Source organism: Paenibacillus sp. FSL P4-0127, from assembly GCF_038007325.1.
GTDB lineage: Bacteria > Bacillota > Bacilli > Paenibacillales > Paenibacillaceae > Fontibacillus > Fontibacillus macerans.
On the sequence record NZ_JBBOWY010000001.1, the window covers coordinates 3553196 to 3566067 of the forward strand.

14 protein-coding genes are annotated in these 12872 nt (G+C 54.6%); all 14 read left to right on the plus strand.

Annotation, left to right across the window (positions count from 1 at the left end; all coding sequences use genetic code 11):
* The first annotated feature begins 26 nt into the window (after positions 1-26).
* The 14 genes from ribH (at position 27) to NYE74_RS16015 (ending at position 12857) form a co-directional block, all read left to right on the plus strand.
* Positions 27-500: a 6,7-dimethyl-8-ribityllumazine synthase gene (gene ribH / locus NYE74_RS15950; protein ID WP_124332649.1), complete on the plus strand. Its 474-nt coding sequence runs from the start codon at positions 27-29 to the stop codon at positions 498-500.
* 78 nt (positions 501-578) lie between these two features.
* A complete protein-coding gene (locus NYE74_RS15955; protein WP_124332650.1) occupies positions 579-1400 on the plus strand; it encodes a segregation and condensation protein A in 822 nt (273 codons plus the stop codon).
* Complete coding sequence (scpB, locus tag NYE74_RS15960) at positions 1369-2001, plus strand: SMC-Scp complex subunit ScpB (RefSeq protein ID WP_124332651.1); 633 nt, start codon at positions 1369-1371, stop codon at positions 1999-2001. Before NYE74_RS15955 ends, scpB begins: the two co-directional genes overlap by 32 nt.
* A 201-nt stretch (positions 2002-2202) precedes the next feature.
* On the plus strand, positions 2203-2883 hold the full coding sequence (locus NYE74_RS15965) for a DUF2953 domain-containing protein (protein ID WP_124332652.1): 681 nt from the start codon (positions 2203-2205) through the stop codon (positions 2881-2883).
* Positions 2856-3371, plus strand: a complete 516-nt coding sequence (ytfJ, locus tag NYE74_RS15970; RefSeq protein WP_051985382.1) for a GerW family sporulation protein — start codon at positions 2856-2858, stop codon at positions 3369-3371. The genes NYE74_RS15965 and ytfJ overlap by 28 nt, the downstream gene beginning before the upstream one ends.
* 124 nt (positions 3372-3495) lie before the next feature.
* Entirely contained in the window at positions 3496-4722 is a 1227-nt protein-coding gene (locus NYE74_RS15975) for a D-alanyl-D-alanine carboxypeptidase family protein (RefSeq protein ID WP_155619863.1), read from the plus strand.
* A 65-nt stretch (positions 4723-4787) separates the two neighbouring features.
* A complete protein-coding gene (locus tag NYE74_RS15980) occupies positions 4788-5423 on the plus strand; it encodes a nucleoside recognition domain-containing protein (RefSeq protein WP_316561025.1) in 636 nt (211 codons plus the stop codon).
* 6 nt (positions 5424-5429) lie between these two features.
* A complete protein-coding gene (locus NYE74_RS15985) occupies positions 5430-5963 on the plus strand; it encodes a spore maturation protein (protein WP_036621884.1) in 534 nt (177 codons plus the stop codon).
* 134 nt (positions 5964-6097) lie between these two features.
* Positions 6098-6847, plus strand: a complete 750-nt coding sequence (locus NYE74_RS15990; protein ID WP_036621885.1) for a pseudouridine synthase — start codon at positions 6098-6100, stop codon at positions 6845-6847.
* A 312-nt stretch (positions 6848-7159) separates the two neighbouring features.
* Entirely contained in the window at positions 7160-7687 is a 528-nt protein-coding gene (locus NYE74_RS15995) for a redoxin domain-containing protein (RefSeq protein ID WP_341004919.1), read from the plus strand.
* 18 nt (positions 7688-7705) lie between these two features.
* Positions 7706-9382 carry a cytochrome c biogenesis protein ResB gene (gene resB / locus NYE74_RS16000; RefSeq protein WP_341004921.1) on the plus strand — a complete coding sequence of 559 codons (1677 nt, stop codon included), beginning with the start codon at positions 7706-7708 and terminating at the stop codon, positions 9380-9382.
* Entirely contained in the window at positions 9379-10641 is a 1263-nt protein-coding gene (gene ccsB, locus NYE74_RS16005; protein ID WP_341004923.1) for a c-type cytochrome biogenesis protein CcsB, read from the plus strand. The genes resB and ccsB overlap by 4 nt, the downstream gene beginning before the upstream one ends.
* Before the next feature lie 62 nt (positions 10642-10703).
* Positions 10704-11420, plus strand: coding sequence for a response regulator transcription factor (locus tag NYE74_RS16010; RefSeq protein ID WP_328271694.1), 717 nt, complete (start codon positions 10704-10706; stop codon positions 11418-11420).
* Positions 11421-12857, plus strand: coding sequence for an ATP-binding protein (locus NYE74_RS16015; RefSeq protein ID WP_328271693.1), 1437 nt, complete (start codon positions 11421-11423; stop codon positions 12855-12857).
* Positions 12858-12872: the final 15 nt, after the last annotated feature.

Here is a 12872-nt window from a genome sequence, read left to right on the forward strand (position 1 = left end):
TCCAATAATGAAAGGTATGATTCGATATGGCTAACGTAAACGTATTTGAAGGGCATTTAATATCGGAAGGGTTAAAATATGCGATCGTCGTGGGGCGCTTCAACGAGTTTATCACGAGCAAGCTGCTGTCCGGCGCGCTGGACGCGCTGAAGCGGCACGGCGCCAAGGACGAGGAAGTCAGCGTCGCCTGGGTGCCGGGCGCATTTGAAATTCCGTTTGCGGCTCAAAAACTGGCGGAAAGCGGCAAATACGACGCGGTCATCACGCTGGGCACCGTTATCCGCGGCTCCACCTCGCACTACGATTACGTCTGCAACGAAGTCGCCAAGGGCGTCGCGGCGGTTGGCCTGAAAACCGGCGTTCCGACGATCTTCGGCGTTTTGACGACGGAAAATATCGAGCAGGCGATCGAACGCGCCGGCACCAAAGCCGGGAATAAGGGTTGGGACGCGGCGATAACGGCGATCGAGATGGCAAACTTGACGAAACAGCTAAAATAGTGCTTATTTAATGTAGTACTCTAATCGACGTTAGGGTACTACTTTTTTCATTTTTAAGGTAAACTTATTTACATATGTATGGTTACGGGTGGAGGATGTTCATTGACGACAGTATTGTACAAGCTGGAAACCTTCGAGGGGCCGCTGGATCTGCTTTTGCATTTGATCGACAAGGCGGAGATCGACATTCAGGATATTTCCGTCAGCGAAATTACGGATCAGTACCTCGAGTATTTACAAGACATGCAGGAGCTTGAGCTTGAAGTGACGAGCGAGTTCCTGGTGATGGCGGCGACGCTGCTGTCGATGAAAAGCAAGATGCTGCTGCCCAAGCCGCCCGTAATCGAATTTGACGATGATTTCGATTATTTGATGGAGGATGACGAGGACCCGCGGGAAGAGCTGATCCGCAAGCTCATCGAATACCGCAAGTATAAGGAAGTCGCCGGGCATTTGCACGAGCGCGAATGGGAGCGGAGCCTGATCTTCTCGAAGGAGCCCGAGGATTTAACTCCGTTTATGCCCGAGGTGGTGGAGAATCCGGTCAAAGGACTGCACGCCGCCGATTTGATCGCCGTGTTCCAGAAAGCGCTGAGACGGGCGGCCAAGCGAAATACGGTAGCGCGAATCCATCGGGATGAAATATCGGTCAAGGACCGGATCAAGGAAGTGGTGTCGGCCCTCCAGGAGTTGGGGAGGGGCGGAAGACTGCTGTTTTCGAAGCTGCTGCATGACGGGATGTACCGGCATGAGATCGTCGTAACCTTTTTGGCGGTGCTGGAGCTGATGAAGATGAAGCAGATCGTTTGTTACCAAAACAAATTGTTTGATGATATTGTCATGGAGTGGAGAGGGGAAGGAAACATCGATGGATTTTCAGGAATTGAAATCGATTATTGAGGGGTTGCTGTTTCTGGCCGGGGAAGAAGGCCTCAGCTTGAAACAGCTGGCCGAGGTAACCGAGCAGCGGCAGGAACTCGTCGCCGACGCGCTGGAGGACATGAAGTCGTCGTTCGAGCGGGCCGAAAGAGGGCTGCAGATCGTGCAGATCGCGGGCAATTATCAGCTTGCGACGCTGCCGGAGCACGCTCCTTATTTCGAGCGGCTGGCCTACTCCCCGTCCCGTTCTTCCTTGTCCCAGGCCGCGCTGGAGGCGCTGTCGATCATCGCCTACCGGCAGCCGATTACACGGGTTGAAATCGAAGAGATCCGCGGCGTGAAATCGGAAAGGGCCATCCATACTTTGGTGAATAAGGATCTGATTGAAGAAGTAGGACGTGCGGATGCGATCGGCCGTCCGATATTGTACGGGACAACCAAAGCGTTTCTGGATTATTTCGGACTGGCCAGCCTGGACGACTTGCCGGATCTGGCCGATTTCGAAAGTCCGGAACAGCTGGAGGAAGAGACGCAGCTGTTGTTTCAAAAGCTGGAGGAGCAGCAGCTGACCTTCGACGACGTGGACGGCGAAGAAGGCGCCGGATCCAAGGAAAATTTTTGAATGCAGGCCGTTTGGAAGGTGGCTACACCTTTTGAACGGCCTGTTTTGCCAGGAGTACCCATCCCTCCAATCGCTCAAATGTAGAAGTCAGAGCCATTAAAGAACGCCGTCAGGCGTTTTTCTTAATTCGCGAATTTTTTCCTGTCCGGGAAGGCATACTACCATGGAGAATTTTATTTGATAGGTATGGAGGGCTTTCCCGTGTGGATTTGGCTCGGAGGCATCCTGATCCTGCTGCTGCTCATCATTTTTTTGATTTTGATGTCCAAAGTCCGCCTGCGTTTGTTCATCCGGAAAGTAAACGATGACGATACGATAAAGCTCGATATTACGATGCTTTACGGGCTGTTATCCATGCACTATCAGGTGCCTTCCATCCTGCTGAAAAACTGGCGGGAAGGACTGGAGATTGAGCAGGAGCGAAGCGAAAACATGATTTTTGATTCGTCCGACAGCAAGCGGGACGTCAACAAGGATAAGGTGAATTCGTGGATCGATGATTTGGATCGAATGATAAAGGCGACGAAGGGGTTTAAAAAATGGCTGAAAAAGACGCTGCGCCGGGTTACTTTTCAAGGATTGGAATGGTCCACAAACGTCGCGCTGGACGATGCCGCCCATACGGCGACCTTAACGGGAGCGCTTTGGGGACTTAAATCGACGCTGGTCGGATGGTTGACCCGCCATATCTCTTTACAACAAAGACCCAAGCTGTTTGTCGTTCCTGTATTCGGCGGCAAGCCGTTATTTACCACGGAACTCAGCTGCATAGCGGAAATTCGCTGCGGTTATGCTATATATGCAGGACTGGTACTTATAGTTCGCGTGTTAAAAGTGAAGGGAGGAGTGAAAAAATGGCTGAACATCCTATCCAAGGGTTAATGCAAACGGCGATGGAAAACATCAAGGAAATGGTGGATGTCAATACGATCGTAGGCGAGCCGGTGCAAACGGCGGACGGCGGCGTCATTTTGCCGATCAGCCGCGTCGGTTTCGGATTTGCCGCCGGGGGCAGCGATTTCAACGTGGACGAAAAAAACGGTGCTTCCCATGAAGGGGGCAGACTTCATCCGTTTGGCGGCGGCAGCGGCGGCGGCGTTTCGATTAATCCGATCGCCTTTCTCGTCGTCGGAAAAGCGGGCGTTCATATCGTTCCATTGGACAACCAAACCCATCTGGTGGAAAGAATCATCGATTCTGTTCCGGGGCTCATCGATAAAATCCAATCGATGTTTCCGGGCAACGGCACCGCAAATGCAGGCATGATGATGGGCCAAACCTTTCAGGCCGCGCAAGCCCCCCAGACCGCTCAAGCCGGCATGAACGAGCCGAATGTGAACCCTGCCCCTGCCGTTAATCCTTTCGCCTGACCGACCGATCCTTTCCGGGACCTCCGGGAGGGGTCTTTTTTTGGCGGGAAGCTTGGACATACTCCCTCTTTCCGCCGCATATAGTTAACCAAGAACTCGCTACATATTACCGGAGGAATCTATGATGAGGAATTTATCACGATCCCGCGCGTTGAGAAGCTTCTGCGGAAAGGTGGCGGGGATACTGATTTTGCCGCTTCTGTTGCAGACCGGGACGGTTCAGGCCGCTCCTTCCGCGGCCGAGCCGCAAATTCACGCCCAGGCGGCGGCGTTGATCGATGTGACATCGGGGCGGATTTTGTACAGCCTTGAAGGGGACAAGGAGCTGCCGATCGCAAGTTTGACCAAAATCATGACCGCCATCGTCGCCATTGAGCACGGGAAGCTGGAAGATACCGTCACCGTGGGAAGAAACGCTTTCGCCAAAGAAGGGTCGTCTTTGTATCTGCGGTTGGGCGAAGAGATGAGCCTGGAAAATATGCTGTACGGGCTGATGCTCCGTTCGGGCAACGACGCCGCCACGGCGATTGCCGAGCATGTCGGCGGCTCCGAGGAAGGCTTCGTATACCTGATGAACGAAAAAGCCAAATTGCTGGGCCTGGCGCATTCGCATTTTCAAAATCCGCACGGTTTGGATGCGAAAGGCCACTACTCTTCGGCGAACGATTTGGCCAAGCTGACCGCCTACGCGCTCAAAAATCCGCAGTTTAAGGAAATCGTCCGCACGCCGAGCAAAAAGGCGCCGAATCCGAACGACCCTTGGGACTATAAATGGCTGAACAAAAACAAAATGCTCCGTTTCTACGAAGGGGCGGATGGCGTGAAAACCGGGTATACGAAAATCGCCAGACGCTGCCTTGTCAGCTCGGCGACCCGGGCCGGCCAGCAACTGGCGGTCGTCACGCTAAACGACGGGGATGATTGGAACGATCACCGGAAGCTGCTCGATTACGGGTTCGCGAATTTTCCGCTGACGAAAATTATCGAGGAGGGCCAAACGGTACAAAGCGGTTTGATTACGGGAACAGGCTTCAGTTACCCGCTGGCCAAAGGGGAACAGGAGAAAGTCGAAAGAAGGCTGAAGCTCAGCTCGCCGGCCGCCGCCTCGTTTGGCTATCGGGGAAAAATCAGCGTGATGCTGGACGGCAAAGAAATCGGCGCCGTTCCCGTTTATGAACAAGGGACGGACGGGCAGACACCGGGCCGGACGGCCGATACCTGGGGGGCCAAGGATTCGGGAAATACGTCGTTATGGGCGGAGTCCGGGGCATATCCCAACCGGGTAAAATTCCCGGAAGCCTGGGGCGGAACGTTCAAAAAAGTAATCCAAACCCTGTTGCTGGCCGATTAATGCGGCTGCCTCATGCAGGGAAGGCTATGGGAAGATTATTTATTGGGCAGAGGAGGGGAAACCATTTGGTCAATAAAATATGGCTTGCACTTATTCTGATCGGATTTTCGTTTGCGGCGGCCAAAGGGGAAATCGGGACGGTGACGCAGGCCGCCTTCGACGGGGCGGCAACGGGGGTTACTGTCTGCTTCGGACTAATCAGCGTACTGGTGTTTTGGCTTGGGATCATGCGGCTGGCGGAGGATTCCGGCCTCGTCAAGGCGATTTCGCGCCTGCTCGGTCCGGTGGTCGCCTATCTGTTCCCGGACGTGCCGAAAAACCATCCGGCCATGGGCTACATTTTGTCCAACATGAGCGCTAATTTGCTGGGCCTAGGCAACGCCGCCACGCCGATGGGAATCCGGGCGATGCAGGAGCTGCAGCAGCTCAATCCCGACAAGGAAACGGCGTCGCCGGCGATGTGCACGCTGTTGGCGCTGAACACCGCGAGCATCACGCTGATTCCGACGACGCTGATCGCGATCCGCATCAATTTCCATTCGGCGAATCCGGCCGAAATCGTTGGCTCCACCTTGCTCGCCACCGCGATTGCCACCGCGGCCGCCATTGTGGCGGACCGCTGGTACCGGAGGCGGAGCCTGCGCAGGACGCCGCCCCAGGCTCCCCCGACCACGCCGTCTGCGACTTTGCTGGAGAGGTGATGCCGCTTGCTGGATTGGCTTAACGTGGTTTCCGCTTGGGCGGTGCCGGTAATGATCGCTTTTATACCGTTATATGCTTATTTAAAAAAAGTGCCTGTCTATGAATCATTTGTTGACGGGGCCAAGGACGGTTTCTCCACCGCGATCGGCATCATCCCTCACCTCGTAGGCATGATGGTGGCGATCAGCGTGTTTCGCGCTTCGGGGGCGCTGGACGCGCTGGTCGGCTGGATGGCGCCGCTGCTTGCGCGGCTGAACGTGCCGCCCGAGGTGCTTCCGCTCGGTTTCCTGCGGCCGTTGACCGGAACGGGATCGCTCGCTTTTACGACCGATCTGATCAAAACGTACGGCCCGGATTCGATGATCGGCCGCATCGCCTCGACGATTCAAGGAAGCACGGACACGACGCTGTATGTGCTGACGGTTTATTTCGGCGCGGTCGGCATCAAAAACGGCAGGTATGCCTTGAAAGTCGGGCTGTTTTCCGATGCGGTCGGATTTGTGGCCGCGATCGCCGTTTGTTTGGTGCTGTTCGGATGATTAGACGATTATATGAAGCCAGGGCCGTTCATGGCGTTTTCCAAGCCGCTGTGGGCGGCTTTTTTCTGTACGTGCGGCGGCTATTGTGATTTTGTGCGTCTATGGGTATCATGTGTATGAGGTGACTATTGATCATGGAAAGATTACAGAAAATATTAGCCGGTGCGGGCGTGGCTTCCCGCCGTAAATGCGAGGAACTGATTTTGAGCGGCAAGGTGCAGGTGAACGGCGAAACCGTCACGGAGCTGGGCACCAAGGCGGACCCGGCCGCCGACGTCATTACGGTGGACGGCAAACCGATCGGCGCGGAAAAGAAGCTGTATCTCGTATTCAACAAGCCGAAAGGAGTTATTACGAGCGCAGCGGATCCGCAAGGCAGAAAAATCGTCACCGATTATTTAAAAGGCGTCAAGGAGCGGGTTTATCCGGTAGGACGGCTTGACTACGATACCGAAGGGCTGCTGCTCCTGACCAATGACGGGGAATTCGCCCATTTGCTGACGCATCCGAAACACCATGTGCCCAAAACGTATCATGCCACGGTCAAAGGGGTGCCGCACGGCGATGATTTGGAAAAGTTGAAGAAAGGAATCATGCTTGAGGACGGCATCACGGCTCCGGCCGAAGTAGAGTACCATGACGTCGATCCGGAAGGGAAGTTCGCCACCATTTCCATCACGATTCATGAAGGGCGAAACCGTCAGGTGCGGCGCATGTTCGATGCGATTTCTCACCCCGTGTCCAAGCTGAAGCGGATTTCCTTCGGCGATCTGTACCTCGGCAATTTGAAGCGGGGGCTGTACCGCCACTTGACCAAAGAAGAGGTCGACGGCCTCTACAAGCAAGCCCGCAGCGCCTCCCCCACCTCCCCCAAGCGCAAATAGTGCGTGAATGAAACGGCGGTAAAGGCAAGAGGGTGAAATGATTCTGAAGAAGCGGCAGCGTTCGCCTTTGTGAGCGGATTTCTACAGCTTGTGAATTTACATGATCAAAGAAATCCGCGAACAACAGCGATCGTAAGAACATTTCACCCGGCTGCCCCTATCCGCACGATCATTTCGAACCGCACTTTTGCGCGTCACATAATATTCATATTTCCCAAGGCTGAAATTGTGGCAATTTTCGTTATAATGTTCATAGAGTGTTCACGATTTGTTCAACGCTTTATGATTATGTTCATAGAAAGGAAGTTTTCGATGGGAAAGGCAAGACGGCCGATTCAGATCGTGATCTTAATGCTGATCGTTATCCTTGGCGGTTATGCGATCAGCAACGCGGTGTTTGGCGACGACTCCGGCAAGCCCGTCGTAGGAGAGAAGCCTCCGGCGTTCAAGCTGCTGGGTCTTGATGGCAACGTACATACACTTGGCGATTACAAAGGCAAAGCGGTGGTCATCAATTTCTGGGCGACCTGGTGCACGTATTGCGTCAAGGAAATGCCCGCCTTGCAGACCCAGTGGGAAAAGTGGAAGGATCGGGACGTCGTCATCCTCGGGATCAATACGGGGGAGGACAAGATGACCGTGGAAAACTTCGTCAAGCAGACCGGCGCCGGATTTCCTATTTTATTTGACAGCGACAACAAGGCGGTGCGCGATTATGGGATCGTGCCGATGCCGACGACGTTTTTTGTGGACAAAAAAGGCAAAATCGCCTCCATCCATCAGGGAGAGTTGAATCTTGACACCCTCGACGATCAAATTGCTCAGTTGGTTAACCCTTGATAGGAGAGGAGGCGGAAAATGGCGTTCATCGAAAATACAAAATGCGAATGCGGCCACCAGAACCGGGTCGGCACCGTGTTATGCGAATCTTGCGGGAAACCGCTGCAGGATGACGGAGCTCCCGGAGAGCTGCTGGAAATGCGCTACGACGGCGTGGCCAGAAGATCGCAGCGGGCCAACCCGAATTTCATCGACCGGATATGGAATTTTTTCTCCTCGGTGAAAGTCGCGGTTTATCTGATCATCATCACCCTGATCGGCGCCAGCCTCGGCACGATCTTCGAGCAGGAAAGCAATTTTATCAATTTCGATCCTTCCGCCTTTTACAAAAATAAATACGGAACGATCGGCGAGATTTACTACAAATTGGGCTTATCGCACACGTACGAATCGTGGTGGTTCATTCTGCTGCTGGTGATGATCGGGGCCTCCCTCGTCATCTGCAGCCTGGATCGGGTGCTGCCGCTTTACAAAGCGCTTTCAAAACAGAAGATCCGCAAACATCCGGAGTTTTTGACCCGGCAAAAAATCGTCTACCAGGGCCAAATCGGCGAGGACGGCAAGGCCTGGGTCCAGCGGGCGGTCCAGCCGCTCCGCAAAAAACATTACCGCGTCCATACGGACGGGGATGCGCTGCTGGCCGAAAAACAGCGGTTCAGCCGCTGGGGGCCGTATGTCATCCACATCGGGCTGATTGTTTTTTTGCTGGCCGTATTGTTCCGCGGGCTTCCGGGACTGCACATGGACAAACATTACTGGTTCCCGGAGGGGGAAATCACCCGGATTCCCGATACGAACCTTTATTTGAAGAACGAAAAATTCAGGGTGGAATATTACAGCGAGGATGAAATGTCGGAGGACTTTAAAAAAACCGGCAAGATCGTCCCGAAGCTGTACGAAACGCAGGCCGTGCTGTACGAATGCACCGCCGATTGCGACGATCCCTCGAAGCAGCCGCAGCTCAAGGAAGTGGAGCGGCATGCGATCCGGGTCAACGACCCGCTGAGCTATAAAGGCCTGAAGGCGTATCAGTTCGACTTCGATCTGACGCCGAAGCTGCGCTCCGTGCAGCCGGTGCTGGTGGACAAGGTGACGGGGGAGCAGTACGGGAAATTCAAGCTGGAGATGAAGAATCCGCAGCGCGAATTTAAGCTGGGGCCTTACACGCTGGAGCTTCAGAACAAATACATGGAATTTTCCTTGAATGAACAAGGGCAGCCGGTCTCCTTGTCCGGGGAGCCGAACGCGCCGGCCTTTTTATTTTTGGTCAAAGGTCCGGATTTGCCCAAAGAAGGCGCGCAATACATTTACTTCCCGAAACAGGTCGACAAGGAACGCTTCCAGCAGGATGCGATCAACGAGAAGCTGGGCGGTTTGCAGAACAAGCTTACGCTTGATGTCCTCGGGATGGAGGATGTCGATTTCATCAGCGCCTCCAGTTACCTGAACATCCGCGTCGACCGGGCGATGCCCTTTGTCTGGCTGGGGCTGGCGATCGTCATGCTCGGGCTCGTTCTGGGATTCTACTGGCAGCATCGCCGGATTTGGCTGCGCGTGGACGGCGGCAAGCTGACGCTGGGCGGCCATACGACGAAAAACTGGTTTGGCATGCGCCGCGAAGTGTCCGCGTTCCTGAAAGCGATGGGCATTGATGCGGATGAGAAGTCATTGGAAAACGGGGGGGAACGTCCATGATATTTTTGGAAATCAGCCGGGCAGCTTTTATGATCGCATTTTTCCTGTATTGCGCTGCCTTTATTTTTTACATCGTTGCCGTGACCGGGAAAACGTGGAGAAACCGCGACCCGAAGCGGCATGAGCACAAGTGGGGCCGCATCTCGTTTGCGGCCTCCTCGTTGGGCCTCGTCTCGCATTTAGTCTATTGCGGAACGCGCTGGGCCTACAGCGGGCATGTGCCGGTCAGCAATATGTACGAGTTCATGACGTTTTTGTCGATGATGATTATGATCGCCTTTACGGTCGTCTTTTTGATCTACCGCAAAATTTTGCTCGGCGTATTCGCGCTTCCGCTGGCGATTATCATTATGGCCTATGCCGCCGTGTTTCCGCAGGAGGTTCAGCCGCTGATTCCTTCGCTGCGTTCCATTTGGTTGTATATCCATGTCACGCTGGCGGCTACGGGAGAATCTTTTTTTGCCGTCGGCTTTATCGCCGGATTAATGTATTTGCTGCGGGTCATCGACTTTAGAGGATCCGGTAAATCCGCGCGCCGGCAAAAACGGTGGATTGAATTTACGTTTTTTTCGATTATGATAGTAGTGGGCTTTCTTGTTTCCGTATTCGCTTTCCGGGCCGCCGGATATGAAGCGGTGTTCATACAAAATGAGACAAAGATTGACAGCCAAGTACAAGGGGATAGTACAATAGGAAAAGAAGTTTATCAACTTCCGCCGATCGTAGCACCGTATCATAGCGAACCTGCGCAAATCAAACCGTTTTTGGGAATGGCGCAGCCTTTGTTCGAGGCCCCTTCCTGGATGAACGGCGCCAATGCCGGACGCAAGCTGAACACGATCATCTGGGCAATACTAACGGGAGCGGTGCTTTATGTACTGATTCGTGCGCTCCTTCGCAAACCGCTGGCTCAGGCGCTGGCTCCGGCGGTGCGGGCCATCGATCCTGACGATCTGGATGAAATCAGCTATCGGGCGATTGCGATCGGGTTTCCGATCTTTACCCTGGGCGCGCTTGTGTTTGCGATGATCTGGGCGCAGCAGGCCTGGGGAAGATTTTGGGGTTGGGATCCGAAGGAAGTATGGGCCCTGATTACATGGCTGTTCTACAGCGCGTATCTGCACCTTCGTTTATCGAGGGGCTTTCAAGGCCGCCGGGCTTCCTGGCTAGCGGTTTTGGGCTTCCTCGTGGTCATGTTCACATTGGTAGGGGTTAACCTGGTTATCGCCGGCCTGCATTCTTATGCGGGCACCGATTAAATAGCAGCACATCAAATGGAAGCTCACGCGCAATAGGTAAGAAGATGAAGGGGTTGTTGTTAATGTCAGATGAAACGAACCGCATTTTGGTAGTCGACGATGAGGAAAGAATCCGCCGGCTGCTTAAAATGTATTTGGAAAAAGAAGGCTACGAAATCGATGAGGCCGAGGATGGCGAAACGGCTTTGAAAAAAGCGACGGTCAACGACTACGGGTTGATCGTGCTTGATGTTATGCTGCCGGGAATCGACGGGGTCGAAGTCTGCAGCCGCCTGAGACAGATCAAATCGACGCCGGTGCTGATGCTGACGGCCAAGGGCGAGGAAATCAACCGGGTTCAGGGATTTGAAGTGGGCGCCGACGATTACGTCGTCAAGCCGTTTAGCCCCAGAGAGGTGATTTACCGGGTGAAAGCGATCATGCGCCGGGCCTCGGCGACAGCCTATTTGTCCAAAGAAAGCGGGACTAGCAACAATATCGTGTTTCCTCATCTCGTCATCGAGCATGACGCTCACCGGGTTACGGCAAGCGGCCAGGAGGTCAGCCTGACGCCTAAAGAATATGAGCTTCTGCATTATTTGGCGGTTTCCCCGGATAAAGTGTTTTCCCGGGAGGAACTGCTGAAGGACGTTTGGAATTATGAATTTTTCGGCGACCTGCGGACGGTCGACACCCACGTGAAGCGGCTGCGGGAGAAGCTCAACAAGGTTTCGCCGGAAGCCGCCGCGATGATCACGACCGTATGGGGCGTGGGCTACAAGCTGGAGGTCGCGAAGTAAGTGAATTTCTGGAGAACGCTGGTCGGCAAGCTTTGGATCACGATAACCTGCCTCGTTGCTTGCGTGTTGATGTTGATGGGGTTGTTTCTGCTGCCTTACATCGATACGAATTTCACCAATTCCGGAGCCGTGAAGAGACTGTTTGTCATCGTCGCGATGATCGGGTTCTCGCTTACGACGTTTTTTGCGTTGTTTCTGTTCACAAAAATCACGCAGCCGATGCAGAAGCTGATTCAGGCTACCGATTCGGTGCGCAAAGGTAAATACGATACCCGTCTTTCGCTGAGAACGAGCGACGAAATCGGCGAATTGGCGATCGCGTTTAACCATATGGCGGAAGAGTTGGAAAATACGATCCGCAGCCTCAGGCACGAGAAGGAGCATTTGTCCAGCGTGCTGCGCAGCATGAATGACGCGGTCATTACGCTGGACCGGGAAGGCGCCGTCATCTTGACGAACCCGCCGGGGGATCAAATCCTCAGCATGTGGGGAGATTTGGATGAAGAAGACGCCGGCTTCGAAATAGGCGGACAAGACGCCGGGGGAAGGTTGGCGCCGCAGCCGCTGCTGCAGATGTTTCGCCGGGTGCTGGACCGGGAAGGCGACCAGCGGATGAACGTGCATGTCATGAAAGGCGTGTGGTCGGTCCACATGGCCCCCTTGTCGTCGGACGGGGAAATCCGCGGCGCGGTCGCCGTCCTGCGCGACGTTACCGAAGAGGTGCGCCTGGAGAAGATGCGCCGGGATTTTGTGGCCAACGTCTCGCACGAAATCCGCACGCCGCTGTCGATGATGCAGGGGTACAGCGAAGCTTTGCTGGACGGGATGGCGGCTTCTCCCGAAGAAAGCGCGGAACTGGCGCGGGTGATCCATGAGGAATCGCTGAGAATGGGCCGGCTTGTCCATGATCTGCTCGACCTTGCCCGGATGGAAGCGGGGCATACCGATATGGACAAGCGGCCGGTTGATTTTCGCGGGCTTGCCGAGCGGGTGTACCGCAAGTTCATGGTCCGGGCCAAAGAGCATGGCATCGACCTGAAGCTTGAGCTGGGCGAAGGCCCGCTTTGCCTGGAAGCGGACGAAGACCGGATGGAGCAGGTGCTCACCAACCTGCTGGACAACGCCTTCCGGCATACGCCGGAAGGGGGGGCGATCGGCATTTCGGCGGCCACCCGGGACGGCGAGCCAGGGAAAGAGCTGCACATTTCGATTAAGGACAGCGGGGTGGGGATTCCAAGCGACGATCTGCCGTTTATTTTCGAGCGCTTTTACAAGGCGGACAAAGCCCGGGTGCGCGGAGAGAACGGGGGAACGGGACTCGGCCTCTCCATCGTAAAGAACATCATCGACGCCCATCACGGCTCGATCCGCGCCGAAAGCGGCGTCGGCAAAGGCACCGTTTTTCACATCGCGCTCCCTGTCGAAACGGGACAATAATCGTAAAAAGAAAAA